At 59.8% G+C, this 16,055-nt stretch carries 15 protein-coding genes; all 15 read left to right on the forward strand.

Annotated features, from left to right (window positions below):
* The first annotated feature begins 94 nt into the window (after positions 1-94).
* The 15 genes from speD to EL199_RS09315 all read left to right on the forward strand — a co-directional run bounded on the left by speD (position 95) and on the right by EL199_RS09315 (position 15,839).
* Positions 95-520, forward strand: a complete 426-nt coding sequence (gene speD, locus EL199_RS09245; protein WP_004143641.1) for an adenosylmethionine decarboxylase — start codon at positions 95-97, stop codon at positions 518-520.
* A 189-nt stretch (positions 521-709) separates the two neighbouring features.
* Positions 710-1,684, forward strand: a complete 975-nt coding sequence (locus tag EL199_RS09250; protein WP_126316066.1) for an IS30 family transposase — start codon at positions 710-712, stop codon at positions 1,682-1,684.
* A gap of 294 nt (positions 1,685-1,978) precedes the next feature.
* The gene (locus EL199_RS09255) at positions 1,979-2,725 is read left to right on the forward strand and encodes a phosphoadenylyl-sulfate reductase (protein ID WP_004142031.1); all 747 of its coding nucleotides are present in this window, start codon (positions 1,979-1,981) and stop codon (positions 2,723-2,725) included.
* Positions 2,726-2,733: 8 nt separating this feature from the next.
* Positions 2,734-3,660, forward strand: coding sequence for a sulfate adenylyltransferase subunit CysD (gene cysD, locus EL199_RS09260; protein ID WP_004142030.1), 927 nt, complete (start codon positions 2,734-2,736; stop codon positions 3,658-3,660).
* Positions 3,661-4,047: 387 nt separating this feature from the next.
* Positions 4,048-5,331: a sulfate adenylyltransferase subunit 1 gene (locus EL199_RS09265; RefSeq protein ID WP_004142029.1), complete on the forward strand. Its 1,284-nt coding sequence runs from the start codon at positions 4,048-4,050 to the stop codon at positions 5,329-5,331.
* 740 nt (positions 5,332-6,071) lie between these two features.
* Positions 6,072-6,953, forward strand: coding sequence for a metal ABC transporter substrate-binding protein (locus tag EL199_RS09270; protein WP_004142027.1), 882 nt, complete (start codon positions 6,072-6,074; stop codon positions 6,951-6,953).
* The gene (locus tag EL199_RS09275; RefSeq protein WP_004142026.1) at positions 6,937-7,770 is read left to right on the forward strand and encodes a metal ABC transporter ATP-binding protein; all 834 of its coding nucleotides are present in this window, start codon (positions 6,937-6,939) and stop codon (positions 7,768-7,770) included. The genes EL199_RS09270 and EL199_RS09275 overlap by 17 nt, the downstream gene beginning before the upstream one ends.
* Positions 7,767-8,606 (forward strand): metal ABC transporter permease, encoded by an 840-nt coding sequence (locus tag EL199_RS09280; RefSeq protein WP_004142018.1) that lies wholly within the window; start codon positions 7,767-7,769, stop codon positions 8,604-8,606. The genes EL199_RS09275 and EL199_RS09280 overlap by 4 nt, the downstream gene beginning before the upstream one ends.
* Positions 8,590-9,405: a metal ABC transporter permease gene (locus tag EL199_RS09285; RefSeq protein ID WP_004142017.1), complete on the forward strand. Its 816-nt coding sequence runs from the start codon at positions 8,590-8,592 to the stop codon at positions 9,403-9,405. The genes EL199_RS09280 and EL199_RS09285 overlap by 17 nt, the downstream gene beginning before the upstream one ends.
* Before the next feature lie 99 nt (positions 9,406-9,504).
* A complete protein-coding gene (locus EL199_RS09290; RefSeq protein WP_004142015.1) occupies positions 9,505-10,296 on the forward strand; it encodes a Slam-dependent surface lipoprotein in 792 nt (263 codons plus the stop codon).
* Positions 10,297-10,443: 147 nt separating this feature from the next.
* Complete coding sequence (locus EL199_RS09295; RefSeq protein ID WP_004142012.1) at positions 10,444-11,211, forward strand: transferrin-binding protein-like solute binding protein; 768 nt, start codon at positions 10,444-10,446, stop codon at positions 11,209-11,211.
* Positions 11,212-11,490: 279 nt separating this feature from the next.
* Positions 11,491-12,381 (forward strand): substrate-binding domain-containing protein, encoded by an 891-nt coding sequence (locus tag EL199_RS09300; protein ID WP_004142010.1) that lies wholly within the window; start codon positions 11,491-11,493, stop codon positions 12,379-12,381.
* 6 nt (positions 12,382-12,387) lie between these two features.
* On the forward strand, positions 12,388-13,914 hold the full coding sequence (locus EL199_RS09305) for a sugar ABC transporter ATP-binding protein (protein WP_004142007.1): 1,527 nt from the start codon (positions 12,388-12,390) through the stop codon (positions 13,912-13,914).
* Positions 13,901-14,860 (forward strand): ABC transporter permease, encoded by a 960-nt coding sequence (locus EL199_RS09310; RefSeq protein WP_004142005.1) that lies wholly within the window; start codon positions 13,901-13,903, stop codon positions 14,858-14,860. Before EL199_RS09305 ends, EL199_RS09310 begins: the two co-directional genes overlap by 14 nt.
* A 34-nt stretch (positions 14,861-14,894) precedes the next feature.
* Positions 14,895-15,839 carry a tagatose kinase gene (locus tag EL199_RS09315; protein ID WP_004142004.1) on the forward strand — a complete coding sequence of 315 codons (945 nt, stop codon included), beginning with the start codon at positions 14,895-14,897 and terminating at the stop codon, positions 15,837-15,839.
* The last annotated feature ends 216 nt before the right edge of the window (positions 15,840-16,055 follow it).

Genomic DNA, 16,055 nt, shown 5'->3' on the forward strand with positions numbered 1-16,055 from the left:
CTTTTTTGTAGCTGTTGCACTTGAATTGTAAATTCGCCACATACACCGGAGCGCTCAATGTGTATGTATAAATCCACAACTGCCCTGATTGAACATGACTCACTCCCCCGGTACTCACGCCCTGCTTGACCTCTACGACTGCGATGCTGCCCTGCTCGCAGATGCCCCCGCGCTGCAAGCGTTGCTTCAGCGTGCCGCCGATGCGGCAGGCGCGACCACGCTCGCCGCACATTTTCATCATTTTGGCGACGGCATGGGTGTGACCGGCGTGCTGCTGCTCGCCGAGTCGCACATCAGCATTCACACCTGGCCGGAGCATCGTTTTGCCGCAATTGATATTTTTCTCTGCGGCAACGGGCGGCCCGCCGCCGTGCGCCATCTGCTCTGCGAGGGTTTACGTGCCGGACGGCACGAGTGGCGGGAATTGCCGCGTGGCGCTGGGCTAGGGGCTGTTGACAATTCGAATCCCCCTCCACTGCAGGGCGAAGCCCGCAGCGGGGGAGGGTTGGGGAGGGGGTGAGCGATGTTGTTGATAAATCAAACTGCCTGCTTTTCAAGAGAGTTCGGGGTGGGGGCAACAAACAACCCACAGTACGACAAAACCTTCTCATCCATTTACGGCGAATTTACAATTCAAGTGCAACAGCTACAAAAAAGACATCCATAAGCGATACTGCAAAAAACATCAAAACATTGCAGGAGACCGAAAATGGATGCCTACAGTCATATTACGCCCATTGAGCGGGGTTGCATAATGACCTTGTTCAACCAAGGTCATTGCCCCGCCGCTATTGCCACCATGTTGAAGCGTCACAGATGCACCATCTTGCGCGAACTGAAGCGCAATAGCGATGGCGAAAGCTACGACGCCAACAAGGCGCAGGAGAAATACGACAGCAGGCGTAAGCTCTGCCGCCGCAAGCGTAAACTTGATGACCCGGAACTTTTTGCCCTGGTCAAGGAGAGGTTTCTGAAACTGCACTGGTCGCCGGAGCAGATTCAGTACCGCTTGCGCCACGAAGGCCGTCCGCACGCCATCAGCTACGCGACTATCTACCGCGGTATCTACGCCAAGCGTTTCAATGACCCCGACTGGGTGATAAGCGGCAAGCAAAGGCTGCGCCACCGTGGCAAGAAGCGGCGGCGCAAGGGCGAGCCGACACGTGATAACTTCCCGGTTGAGCATGCGCTGTCGGCGCGTCCGCCAGAGGCACAGGCGCGGGAGCGACTTGGCGATTGGGAAGCCGATACCGTTGCAGGCGTGGTGGGTGGTGCGGTGTTGCTGACGTTGGTCGACCGCAAAAGCCGCTATCTGCGGTGCGTTCGGCTGGAGAAGAAGACGGCGGACGGCGTGAATGCGGCGATGATTGAAGCCTTGCGCGAGCAGACGGTGCTCAGCATCACGCCGGACCGGGGCAAGGAGTTTGCACGGCATGCGGTGGTGGCGGAGGCGTTGGGGATAAAAATATACATTCCGCCGCCGTACCAGCCGTGGCAACGCGGCACGAACGAGAACACCAACGGCTTGTTGCGTGAATATTTTCCGAAGCATCAGGATATTGCGCAATATCCAGATGATTACATTGAAAAGGCGGTGCTGGCATTGAATAACCGCCCGCGCAAGTGTTTGCAGTGGAGAACGCCTTATGAAGTACATTTTGACAAGGCGTTGCACTTGGTTTGACAATTCGCCACATACACGATAGTCGCTACCCTGTATGTATATTTGCGGGTATTTCGTTTGGGAAGTGTCGCTGAAATACAAACGCGCATTAAGCAGCAAGGCACGCCGCAGGTCAGCGACCTGATTCGGTATATCGCTTCAAACTGCTGGGCAACGCCCGGTTTTTTTGCGCCTATAAAAAAACCTTCTAAGCACCAAAAAAATTGCTCTTTCCCTTCTGCCCCGGTGCGCGCCTACGATAGCGCCTGACTTTTCAGGGAGTATCACCATGACAACCATCATAAGGAATCCACGATGACGGCAGCATTCGCCCTGCAGCGGCCAGCGCTGTGGCAAATCCCGCAACCGGCGGCGGAGGTATTCGCGCACTTGCCGGAAAAAACGGCGCAGTTGCGCGCGCGCCTGCAAGACATCTGCGCCCGCCATCAGCGGGTCAAACTCGCCAGCAGCCTGGCGGTTGAAGACATGGTGATTACCGACCAACTGGCGCAGTTTGCCGCGCCGGTAGAAGTTTTCATGCTGGAAACCGGGCGGCTGAACGCGGAAACGCTCGCCTACGCCGAGGTGGTACGCGCGCGCTACCCGGCGCTGGATTTCCGCCTCTATCAGCCGGACGCGGCGGAAGTCGCCGAATATGTGAACACGCACGGCTTAAACGCCTTTTATCAAAGCGTCGAATTGCGCAAGCGTTGCTGCTTTATCCGCAAGGTCGCGCCGCTCAACCGCGCACTTGCCGACGCCGACGCCTGGCTCACCGGGCAGCGGCGCGCGCAATCGGTAACGCGCAGTGAACTCGCGCTGCACGAGCACGATGAGGCGCGCGGCATCGCCAAATACAACCCGATTTTTGACTGGTCGGAAGACGACGTCTGGGCATACATCCAGCAAAACGCCATTCCTTTCAATGAACTTTATCACCAGGGCTATCCGAGCATCGGCTGCGAGCCATGCACCATTGCCGTCAAGGCAGGCGAAGACATCCGCGCCGGCCGCTGGTGGTGGGAAAACAAAAATAGCCGCGAATGCGGCCTGCACAAGTGAGGCTATAGATGAGCAAACAAACGAAACTGTACAACGAACATCTGGACTGGCTCGAAGCCGAGTCGGTGTACATCATCCGCGAAGTCGTCGCCGAATGCCGCAACCCGGCGCTGCTATTCTCTGGCGGCAAAGATTCGGTGGTGCTGCTGGCGCTCGCCCGCAAGGCGTTTCAGGTGGCAGGGCGCGACATCCCGCTGCCGTTCCCGCTGCTACACATCGACACCGGGCATAACTACCCGGAAGTCATCGCCTTCCGTGATGAAACGGTAAGACAACTGCGGGCGCGGCTCGTCGTCGGTCATGTAGAAGATTCCATCGCGCGCGGCACGGTGGTGCTGCGCCGCGAGACCGATTCACGCAACGCCGCCCAAGCGGTAACACTCTTGGAAGCCATCGAAGAACACGGCTTCGACGCCCTGCTTGGCGGCGCGCGACGCGACGAAGAAAAAGCGCGGGCGAAAGAACGCATCTTTTCCTTCCGCGACGAGTTCGGGCAATGGAACCCGAAAGACCAGCGGCCAGAGCTGTGGTCGCTCTATAACACCCGCCTGCACGCCGGGGAAAACATGCGCGTCTTCCCCATATCCAACTGGACGGAACTCGACATCTGGCAATACATCGCGCGCGAAAACCTCGCGCTGCCGCCGATTTACTACGCGCACCCGCGCGAAGTGGTGGAACGGCGCGACTTGCTGGTGCCGGTAACGCCGCTGACCCCGAAACTTGACGGCGAAGAAAGCAAAACCGTGTCGGTGCGCTTCCGCACCGTTGGCGACATTTCCTGCACCTGCCCGGTAGCAAGTAGCGCGGTCGTGCCGGAAGACATCATCGCCGAAACCGCACGCGCGACCATATCCGAGCGCGCCGCCACCCGCCTCGATGACCGCGCCAGCGCTGCCGCGATGGAACAGCGAAAAAAACAGGGATATTTCTAAGAGCCTATTCAACATCACGAAAAAGCTATCTTTTAGTGAACGAAGCGAGGCAGGCCGCCGATATGTTCCCTCTCCCTGTGGGGGAGGGTTAGGGTGGGGGCAGCAAGCACACCGCGCAGCGACGAAAACAATTTACATACACGAACCTCGCTACCGCGTATGTAAATCGCTGATAAGCCCCCTCTCCCTGTGGGAGAGGGTGAGGGCAGCAACCAATTGAAAAATCGAAATCTTATCTCGTAAATAAGATTGTCCACCCCCTCCCTAGCCCTCCCCCGCTGCGGGCTTCGCCCTGCAGGGGAGGGGAATTTCCCAATGTCTTGCCGTGGTGGGTCAAGACCCACCCTACATTTATTCACCGCAACCGCAGCAACCCAAGGAACCCCCATGCCCAACCTCAACCAACACGCGCCGCTGCGCTTTATCACCGCCGGCAGCGTCGATGACGGCAAATCCACCCTCATCGGCCGCCTGCTCTACGACAGCAAGGCGCTGCTCGGCGACCAGTTACAACAAATCGAAGCCACGAGCGCCAACGGCAACCCCGACTTTTCCGCCCTGACTGACGGCCTCGAAGCCGAACGCGAACAAGGCATCACCATCGACGTTGCCTACCGCTACTTCAGCACCGCGCGGCGCAAATACATCATCGCCGACACCCCCGGCCACGAACAGTACACGCGCAACATGGTTACCGGCGCATCCACCGCGCACGCCGCCGTCCTCTTGCTCGACGCTGCGCAACTCGATTACAGCCAAACGCCGCTGCAACTGTTGCCACAAACCAAGCGACACAGCGCCATCCTGCATCACCTACGCTGCCCGCACATCATCGTTGCCATCAACAAAATGGATTTGCTCGACTACGACGAAGACAAATACCGCGCCATTACCGCCGCCTACGACGCGCTGGCGCAACAACTCGGCCTCGCCAACGTCCACTACATCCCGGTGTCGGCATTAAATGGCGACAACATCGTGCACGCGAGCCAACACACCCCGTGGTACACCGGCGGCAGCCTGCTTGCCACCCTCGAAGCGCTGCCGGTCGGCGAAAGCGTCAGCGACGCACCTGCCGCCTTCCATTTCCCGGTGCAGAACGTGCTGCGCGCCGACGGCAGCAAGCAGGACGACTTCCGTGGCTACCAAGGGCGGATAGAAGCGGGCAGCGTGCGCGTTGGCGACCGCATCCGCGTTGAGCCGGCGGGACAAAAAAGCAGCGTGCGCGAAATCATCGGCTTGAACGGCAGCGTAGCGACGGCAGGCGTCGGCGAAAACATCACCCTGCGCCTTGCTGATGACATTGACATCTCGCGCGGCGATACCCTGCTTGCCGCCACAAACGCGGCAGAAAACCGGCGCGAACTGCGCGCGACGCTGTGCTGGTTTGACCAGCGCCCGCTCAACCCGGCGCGCAAATACCTGCTCAAACACACCACGCGCACCGTCGCCGCGAAAATCCGCCAGATAGAACACATTTGGGACGTGCATACCTTGAGCAACTACGCCGACCGCGACACCCTCAACATGAACGACCTCGGCGAAGTGAGCATTGTGCTGCAACAGCCCGTCGCCGCCAGCAGCTACGCGGAAAACCCCGCCACCGGCGCCTTCATCCTCATTGACGACGCCAGCAATCAGACGGTTGCCGCCGGGATGATTGTGGCGTAACCCCGCGCGCTTGCCGCAGCAAAAATCCCGCCAATGGCGGGATTTTTTCGCTTAGAATCTGTTCCGAATCTAGCGGCATACAGAGAAAACACCCTCCCCTGCAGGGCGAAGCCCGCAGCGGGGGAGGGCTGGGGAGGGGGAGCGATATTGCTGATGAATCGAAATTCTGATTTTTCAATTAGTTGCTGCCCTCTCCCCCTTTTCTCTCGCTTCGTAAGCTGTTCCAGTCGTTACGCGAGCAATGCTTGTCCCACAGGGACTGGAACAGCTCGCGTAGCGAGAGAGGGGCTAGTTAGCTGAAATACGCTTCTAATATGTCCCTTTCCCCGTGGGGGACTGGAACAGCTCATCCGAAGGACGACAAGCATTTGCTCGCGACGCGAGAGAAAGTTGGGTGAGGGCGGCAAACGTGAAAAATCAAAATCTTATCTCGTAAACAACACCGTCCACCCCCTCCCCATTCCTCCCCCGCTGCGGGCTTCGCCCTGCAGGGGAGGGGGATTCAAATTGCAAACAGCCCCTAAAAAACCCACTATCCACGCGCTTGCACAGACACTTACCCATATTGGCAACGCAAAATAATCACCCATCATTCACCTGCAAAATCAACACAAAAAGATAACTTTCTGCAATACAGCATCTTGTACAAATAACAGCCGTTCGCATTTGGAAGCCAAAAAAATTGCGCGTATCATACGAGCGGGCGCCCACACATTCGTTTTCAACTTTTGAGGTTTAACATGAAAAAACTGCTCTTTTCCCTGCTTTTTTGCGTCGTTTCGCCGCTTTTCGCCGCAGGCGACAAACCCTTTACGGTGGTTACGACCTTCACCGTCATCGCCGATATGGCGCAGAACGTCGCCGGTGATGATGCCAAGGTGGTTTCCATCACCAAGCCGGGCGCGGAAATCCACGATTACGAGCCGACGCCGCAGGATTTGGTCAAGGCGCAGGAAGCGGATTTGGTCTTGTGGAATGGGCTGAATTTGGAACGCTGGTTTGAGCGTTTCTTTGCCAACGTCAAAGACGTACCGTCTGTGGTGGTCACGGAAGGCGTTGAGCCGATGTCGATTCACGGCGGCGAGTACGACGGCAAGCCGAACCCGCACGCCTGGATGTCGGTCAGTAATGCCAAGATTTATGTGAAGAATATTGAGGCGGCGCTCGCCAAGCACGACCCGGCGCACGCGGAGAATTATCACAAGAACGCCGCCGCCTATCTCGCCAAGCTGGAAGCGATGGACGCGAAGTTGAAGAAAGATGTCGCGAAAATTCCGGAAGCGCAGCGCTGGCTGGTATCAAGCGAGGGCGCGTTCAGTTATCTCGCCCGCGATTTGGGTTTCAAGGAAGCGTATCTTTGGCCGATTAACGCCGAGCAGCAGGGCACGCCGCAGCAGGTGAGCGCCTTGATTGAGACGGTGCGCGCCAACAAGATTCCGGTCGTTTTCAGCGAAAGCACGATTTCTGACAAGCCGGCGAAGCAGGTCGCCAAGGAGTCCGGCGCGAAGTACGGCGGCGTCCTTTATGTGGATTCGCTTTCTGCCGCCGATGGTCCGGTGCCGACCTATCTGGATCTGCTCAAAGTCACGACCGACACGGTGATCAATGGTTTCCAGCACTGATGCCATCTCGCTCGCGGTTGAGCATGTCAGCGTGACTTATCCGAACGGTCACCAGGCCATCCGCGACATCAGTTTCACCCTGCAAGGGCGCACCGTTTGCGCCCTTGTCGGCGTGAATGGTTCGGGTAAATCGACGCTGTTTAACACCATCATGGGCATCATCCGCCCGCAGGCGGGCAGCGTGCGCGTCAATGGCCTGCCGGTCGCACAGGCGATGCGGCAAAACGGCATCGCTTATGTGCCGCAAAGCGAGAATATTGACTGGCATTTCCCGATTTTGGTGAAAGATGTCGTCATGTTGGGGCGTTATGGCCACATGGGCATGCTGCGCCGTCCGCGTACTGCCGACCGCGAAGCGGTTGCCGCCGCGCTGGAGCGTCTCGGCATCGCTGACCTTGCCGAGCGGCAAATCGGCGCGCTGTCCGGCGGGCAGAAAAAGCGCGTTTTTCTCGCCCGCGCCTTGGCACAGCAAAGCCGCATTATCCTGCTCGATGAACCGTTTACCGGCGTGGATGCGAAAACGGAATTTGCGGTGATGGAGCTGCTGAAAAACTTGCGCGACGAGGGCTATTTGATGCTGGTTTCCACCCACAACCTCGGCGCGGTGCCGCAGTATTGCAACGAAGTGGTGCTGATTAACCGCGAACTCATCGCCCACGGCGACATCGCTGAAATCTACACCGTCGATAATCTGGAACGCGCTTTCGGCAGCGTGCTGAAAAACATCGGCCTCGGCGAAGTCGCGCCGCAAGTGCGCATCGTCAGCGATGACGAACATCCCGCGGTCTTCGTCGATGACCGGAGTAGCTGCCCATGACCGCGCTCCTCGCCCCGTTGCAATACGACTTCATGATCAAGGCGCTCATCAGCGCGGCCGCGGTCGGCGGCGTCTGCGCGCTGCTCTCGGTCTATCTCATGCTCAAAGGCTGGTCGCTGGTTGGCGACGCGCTCTCGCACGCGGTCGTCCCCGGCGTCGCGCTCGCCTACCTGTGGAAACTGCCTTACGCCCTCGGCGCCTTCACCACCGGCATCCTCGCCGCCGCCGCCATGCTCATCCTGAAGCGCCTGCCGATGCTGCGCCAGGACGCCATCATCGGCCTCGTCTTCACCACCTTCTTCGCCGCCGGACTTTTCATCATCTCCCTCTACCCGACCGCCATCAACCTGCAAGCGGTCATCTACGGCAACATCCTCGGCATCGACGACCACGACCTCTGGCAAATGCTCGCCATCTGCGCCGTCTCGCTCATCATCCTCGCCGCCAAATGGCGCGACCTGATGCTCTACTTCTTCGACGACATCCAGGCGGTCACCGCCGGCCTTCCCGTCGCCCGCCTGCGCTGGACGTTTTTCCTGCTGGTCAGCGCCGCCGTCGTCGCCGCCCTGCAAACCGTCGGCGCCATCCTCGTCATCGCCCTGCTCATCACCCCCGGCGCTACCGCCTTCCTCCTCTGCCGCAGCTTCGGCAAAGTGCTCATCACCGCCTTTGCCATCGGCGTCAACACCGCCGTCATCGGCACCTACGCCAGCTACTTTCTGGACAGCATCACCGGCGCCGTCATCGTCGTCCTGCAAGGCGGCCTGTTCCTCGCCGTTTTTGCCGTCCGCCGCCTGCAACACCTCGCCCGACTGCGCCATGAACCCCATCCTTGAAGCCCTGCAATACCCCTTCATGCAACAAGCGCTGGCTGTCGCGCTGCTGCTCGCCGTCACCTGCGCCCTGCTCTCCTGCTACATCGTCCACAAAGGCTGGGCGCTGATGGGCGATGCCATCTCGCATGCCGTCCTGCCCGGCATCGTCATCGCCAGCAGCATCGGCGCGCCGCTCATCCTCGGCGCCTTCGCCGCCGGTCTCACCTGTACGCTCGCCACCGGCTGGCTCGAAGAACGCAGCACGCTGAAAAGCGACACCCTGCTCGGCATCACCTTCGCCACCCTCTTCGCCGCCGGCTTCCTCCTCTACCAAAAAAGCGGCACCGACCAGCACCTCACCCACATCCTCTTCGGCAACCTGCTCGGCATCACGCCGACCCAGCTATGGCAAGTCGTCGCCATCTGCGCCGCCGTGCTCGCCGTGCTTGCCGTCAAATGGCGCGACTACCTGCTCTACACCTTCGACGAAGCGCAAGCGCGCCTTGTCGGCATGAACGTCCCCCTGCTGCACACCAGCCTGCTCGTCATGCTGACGCTGACCGCCATCGGCGCGATGCAGGCGGTTGGCGTTGTTCTCGTCGTCGCCTTGCTCATCGCCCCCGGCGTCAGCGCACAACTCGTCACCCGCCGCTTCCACCACACCCTTGCCGTCGCCGTCGCCCTGTCGGTCGCGGCCAGCATCAGCGGCGTCCTCATCAGCTACCACTTAAACGCCTCCATCGGCGCAAGCATCGTCCTCTGCCAGGCCGCCGGCTTCCTGCTCATGCTGGCATTGCGGTTGATATGGCGGCGAGGGTGAGGCATATCAGCCTCATCATTTGGCAATCCCCCATGCAAGGGGCATAATGCCGCCGTCGCAAGAACGCGGCAAAACCCACAAACCTATGGAGAACACGCAATGAAAAAACACACACTCGGCCTGAGTATCGCCACCATCCTGTTGCTTGCAGCCTGCGGAGGCGGCGGCAGCGACGACAACAACCCTGCCGATCCGAATAACGGCGGCAGCAATAACAACACCCCGTCCGTGCCGAAGATCAGCAGCCCTGCCGCGCCGACCAACAAGGTCAGCGGCACTTACCAGGGCAAGGCATACATCATCCCGGTCAATGGGGGCACAGGCAAAGCTGAAAACATTGGCGGCAACAACATTGCTACGCCAACTATCAGTGGTCAGCAAATCGCTACCGAAATCCCCAATATCAGTGGCGGTGGCATGACCTTTATCAGCAACAGCAACATCTTTGGTAAAAGCTACCGCTTCTTTGTTGCCAGTGGCAGAAATGAACTGCCCAACAGCCGTTTCGGCTACATTAACGAAGGCGACAAGGACTACATTTTCAGCCACGGTACGCTCACGACCAATATGCCAACCAGCGGTACCGCCAAATATAGCGGTGAAGCCGTTTTGGGTCGTTCAGCATCCGGTACGCTTGGTACAGCAAATATTACTGCCGATTTCGGTCAGAAAACCCTTGCCGGCAGCATTACGCGATCAAAAGACAGCGACATTAACTTCAATCAAATTGATCTCAACGCCACCATCAGCGGCAACAGCTTCAGCGGTGACGGTGCAGTCAAAGCCAACGGCAACTTCTACGGCAACAACGCCGCCGAAGTGGGCGGTATCTTCCACGACACCACACAAAACCTCTACGGCAGCTTCGGCGCCAAACGTGCCAGCAACTAAGCACCGCCAATCGCCAAGGGCTGCATCCGCAGCCCTTTTTTCATGCTGAATCGTAACAGGGGGCGTCATTAAACCTTCATGTTGGCGCGCGCATAATGGCGCCGTTGTCGCAGCACGACAACAAACGCATCCCAACCGGAGATTCCCATGAAAAAGCACGCCATTGGATTCATCATCCTCAATGCCCTTCTGCTCACCGCCTGCGGTGGCGACAAAGACCAGAACGACCGCCTGCCCTACGACCCGTCCCGCCCGCAAACCGACAATAACATCGACTACAGCAAGGCCTACCACGGCACGGGCTATGCCGTGTCCAGCCGTAGCAGCACCATCAACACCCGCCGCCCCGCGCAAACCCTGAACAGCAACAGCCTCGATACCGTGCGCATTGACGGCAATCGCCTGCCCGCGCGCCAAGTGGGCATATACACCAGCGGTGTGCCGCGTCTGCGTGCGAACACGCCCATCACCGTTGAAGGCGTCAGCTACAAAAACTTCCTCATCAGCGGCGAGCACTACCAAAACAGCCGCTTTGGCTACATCACCCGCGACAACACCGACTATATCTTCAGCCAGGGCGCGCTGACGCAAAACATGCCCAGCACCGGCATCGCCCGTTACGACGGCGAAGCCATCGTTGGCCGCAACGGGCAGACAGACGCGGCTGACGCCAAATTCATCGTCGGCTTTGGCAGCCGTAGCCTCTCCGGCCGCATCATCCCGCTGCGTGACAGCAAAGTCGCCTTCAACGAGGTGAACTTCAATGCCAGCATTGATGGCAACAGCTTCTACAACAACGGATTAAGCGTCGGCACTAACGGCAACTTCTACGGTGACAACGCCCGCGAACTGGGCGGCGTCTTCTACGACAACAACCAGGAACTGCGCGGCAGCTTCGGCGCGACCCGCCGCTGATGTTGCGCACATGAAAAAGGGCTGCAATTGCAGCCCTTTTTGTTGCGCCCCTGACAGCGCCCGCCGCACAACGAATCAGACTCCGCCCCGTATTACCAGCCATATGCCTTCCAATAGGCGCGTCAATAAGCGCGAAATTGCATTGTCCCTCAAGGCTTAGGCGCAAGGTGTGCATTTTCCGCTAGCATCCTCAAAAAATTAGCGCTACATTAACATTCATGCGCAGGAATTCACAATTTCTCACGCGCATTCCTCAAAATCCACACAAAAGGCAACATCATGAAATCTCTGAAACTGAAATCTCTGGCTGCGGCCACTTTGTTCGCTTGTTGTGCAGGCAGTGCCTGGGCGGATGGCATTGGCGCCTCGCTCCTGACGCAGCAGCATCCGTTTTATATTGAACTGGCTGATGCGATGAAAGCCGAGGCAAAAGCGCAGAATGTGCCGCTGGAAGTCGCCATTGCCAACCAGGATTTGAGCAAGCAGCTCGCCGATATTGAAGACATGATCGTCAAGGGTGTGAACGTGCTGGTGATTTCGCCGGTCGATAGCAAGGGCGTGCTGCCTGCCATCAAGAAGGCGCAAGATGCGGGCATCAAGGTCATCACCGTGGACATTCCCGCCGAGGGCATTGAAGTACTGTCTTATGTAGGCACTGACAACTACAAGGGCGGCGAGAAAGCGGGCGAGCTGATGGCGAAGGTGCTGAACAACAAGGGCGAGGTCGCCATCATCAATTATCCGACGGTGCAATCTGTCGTCTCGCGTATTGACGGCTTCAAGAAAGCGCTGGAATCGCATCCTGATGTGAAAATTGTCGCCGAACAAACCGGCATTACCCGCGCCGAAGCGCTTGCCGCCGCACAAAATATGCTGCAAGCCAACCCCGATATCGACGGCATTTTCGGCTTTGGCGACGATGCCGCGCTGGCGGCCGCCGTTGCGGTGAAATCCGCCAATATGCAGGACAAGGTTAAGGTCATCGGTTTTGACGGCATGAAGGAAGCGCGCGACGCCGTCGATAGCGATCCGGTCATGGTCGGCGTTATCCGTCAGTTCCCTGACCAGATGGGCAAACAGGCGATAGATACGGCGGTTGCGGTCATGAAGGGCGAGAAGGTCCCGGCAGAGCAGCCGATCGAACCGGGTGTGTACACCGGCAAAGAGTAAGCAGCCATGACTGCCGCGGTTGATGATGCCCTGCTGCAATTACGCGGCATCGGCAAAGTTTTCACCGGCGTCGCCGCCCTGCGCGACATCAATCTCACCGTGCGCGCCGGGCAGGTACATACCCTGCTCGGCGAGAACGGCGCGGGTAAATCGACGCTGATCAAAATTCTCGCCGGAGTGCATCAGCCATCCGGCGGCAGCATGACGCTCGACGGCGCGCCCTATGCGCCTGCAAGCCCGCGCGAGGCGGCTGCGCGCGGCATCGCCGTCGTCTTTCAGGAGCTTAGCCTGTGCAACAACCTCACCGTCGCCGAAAACATCCTCGCCACGCGCGAACCGGCGCGCTACGGCTTCATTAACCGCAAAGCGTTGTACCGCCGCGCGCGGCAACTGGTGGATGAATTGCAACTGCCGGTGGACGTGGAGGCGCGCGTCGCCGACCTCTCCATCGCGCAGCGGCAGTTGGTGGAAATCGCCAAAGGGCTGAGCCATGAGGCAAAAGTCGTCATCCTGGACGAACCCACCTCCTCACTCTCCGACGCCGAAGCGGAAATGCTCTTTGCCATCATCGCCCGCCTGAAAGCGGCGGGCAAAGCGGTTATCTACATCTCGCACCGTATGGAAGAAATCATGCGGCTGTCCGACGAAATCACCGTCATGCGCGATGGCCAGTACATCACCACCCTGCCGCGCCACGAAACCACCGTCGAAGAACTGATCCGGCTGATGGTCGGGCGGCGCATGGACCAAATGTACCCGCCGCGCCTGCCGCAAACCCCGCCGCCGGACGCCGCCCCGCCCGCGCTGGAAGTCCGCGCGCTGACCCATACGCGCGCCTTTCGCGACGTCTCCTTTGCCGTGCATCCCGGCGAAATCCTTGGCTTCTTCGGCCTCGTGGGCGCGGGGCGCTCCGAAGTGATGAATGCCGTCTTCGGCATGCTGCCCGCGCACGGTGAAGTCCGGCTGGACGATGAAAGCGTGCGCATCCGCCATCCCGCCGACGCCATCCATTACGGCATCGGCTTCGTTACCGAAAACCGCAAAGAACAAGGCTTGGTACTTGCCCACAGCGTGCGCCGCAACACCAGCATGGCCGCGCTCAAGCGCTTCGCCGCGCGCTTTGGCTTCCTCCGCTTCGCCGCCGAACGCGCTGCCGCAGAAGCGGACGTTGCCCGCCTCGCCGTACGCACCGCCTCCATCGAAGCCGCCGCCGAAACCCTCTCCGGCGGCAACCAGCAAAAAGTCGTGCTGGCAAAATGGCTCGGCACCTACCCGCACGTCCTCATCCTCGACGAACCGACGCGCGGCGTGGACGTCGGCGCCAAATTTGAAATCTATCGCATCATCCGCCAGCTCGCCGCCGAAGGGACCGCCATCCTCCTCGTCTCCTCCGAACTGCCGGAATTGCTCGGCCTCTCCGACCGCATCGTCGTCATGCACGAAGGCCGCGTCAATGCGACCCTCGCCCCCGCCGACTTCAACCCGCAAACCATTATGGCCGCCGCCACAGGACAACACCATGCCCACGCCTGACCGCCCCCTCATCCGCCATCCGCTCCTGCGCCAATACGGCGGCATCGTCATCGCCCTCATCATCCTCTGCACCGTTTTTACCATTGCCAACAGCCGCTTCCTCTCGCTGGCAAACTTCATGAACATCTTCCAGCAAGTCGCGGTCGTCGCCATTGCCGCCTTCGGCATGACCTGGGTCATCCTGCTCGGCGAAATCGACCTCTCCGTCGGCTCCATCATTGCCGTCGCGGGAATGGTCGGCGCACAAAGCCTCGCCCTCGGCACCGGATTTCCCGCCGCATTGCTCATTACCATCATCGCCGGTGCCATCCTCGGCGCCGTGAACGGCCTGCTCACCGCCCGCCTGCTCCTGCCCTCGTTTATCGTCACCGTCGCCACCATGAGCATCTACCGCGGCCTCGTCAGCCTGCCGACCGGCGGCGCACCCCTGATGATCAGCGACCCCAACTGGCAGGCGATAGGCGCAAGCCACTTCCTCGGCGTACCGCTCATCATCTGGATACTGCTCGTCCTCTTTCTCGCCAACCACATCGCCCTCTCCATGACCGTCTTCGGGCGGGAAACCTACCTCACCGGCGGCAACCGCGAAGCCGCGCTCTACTCCGGCATCCGGGTGAACCGCATCAAAATCATCATCTTCACCCTCTCCGGCGTGATGTCCGCCATCGCGGGCATCCTCCTCTCCTCGCGCCTTTACTCGGCGCAAACCAACGCAGGACTTAGCTACGAACTCGACGCCATCGCCGCCGCCGTCCTGGGCGGTACCAGCCTCTCCGGCGGCGTCGGCACCATGCCGGGCACCCTCATCGGCGCACTCATCATCGGCGTGCTCAACAACGGCATGAACATGCTCTCCGTCCCCTACTTCTACCAGCTCATCGTCAAAGGCGTGGTCATCATCATCGCCGTCTGGCTGGACGTGCGCGCCAAACGGCGGAAAGACTGACAAACCACCACGACAACCCAAGCGAGGCACAAGCATGAAAAAAATCCTCACCATCGGCGAAATCCTCGTCGAAATCGTCGCCAGCAGCAAAGGCGACGGCTTCCTCGAAGCCCAACCGCTCACCGGCCCCTACCCCTCCGGCGCGCCCGCCATCTTCATCGACCAAGTCGGCAAACTGGGCGCGCCCTGCGCCATCATCTCGCGCGTCGGCGATGACGACTTCGGCACCCTCAACCTGCGCCGCCTGCAACAAGACGGCGTGGATACCAGCGGCATCACCGTCGCCCCCGGCGAAAGCACCGGCAGCGCCTTCGTCCGCTACCGCGAAGACGGCAGCCGCCGCTTCGTCTTCAACATCGCGCACAGCGCCTGTGGCCGCCTCGAAAAGACCCAGGCCGCCGCTGATCTCATCCACGAATGCAGCCACCTGCACCTCATGGGCAGCGCCTTGGCCGCCCCCGGTATGCGGGCACTCGCCCTGCACGCCTTGCAACACATCAAGGCGCGTGGCGGCAGCGTCTCCTTCGATCCCAACCTGCGCCGCGAACTGCTCGGCGCACCCGGCCTGCACGAAGCGCTCCAACAAACCCTCGCCGCGACCGACATCTTCCTGCCCTCCGGTGACGAACTTTATCTTTTCACCACTGCACAAAACGAAAGCGATGCCATCGCCGAACTGCTCGCGCGCGGCATCAAAGAAATCCTGCTCAAACGCGGCGAACAAGGCGCAAGCCATTACAGCGCGGACGACCGCCTCGATGCCGCGCCAATCGCCGTGCGCGAAGACGACCCGACCGGCGCGGGCGACAGCTTCGGCGGCGCCTACATCGCCCTACGTCTGAACGGCCACGATGCAGCCAGCGCCCTGCGCTACGCCAACGCCGCCGGCGCCCGCGCCGTTACCCGCATCGGCCCGATGGAGGGCACCTCTACCTTGGCAGAGCTGGATGCGCTGCTCATCGCCCATAAAAACAACTAGGGGCTGTTTGCAATTTGAGTCTCCCTCATTCAAAACGAGATAGTCCTCAAACGTATGTTGTCATGCGAAATTTGTTTAACCCTGCCCTCACCCCAACCCCTCTCTCACTGCGTGAGCTGTTCCAGTCCCAGAGGGACAAGCATTGCTCGCGTAGCGAGAGAGGGGCTTATCCACGGAAATGCAAACAGCCTCTAGTGTTTCCAGCAAATAAAGACA

It is taken from the genome of Cardiobacterium hominis (genome assembly GCF_900637305.1).
Lineage (GTDB): Bacteria > Pseudomonadota > Gammaproteobacteria > Cardiobacteriales > Cardiobacteriaceae > Cardiobacterium > Cardiobacterium hominis.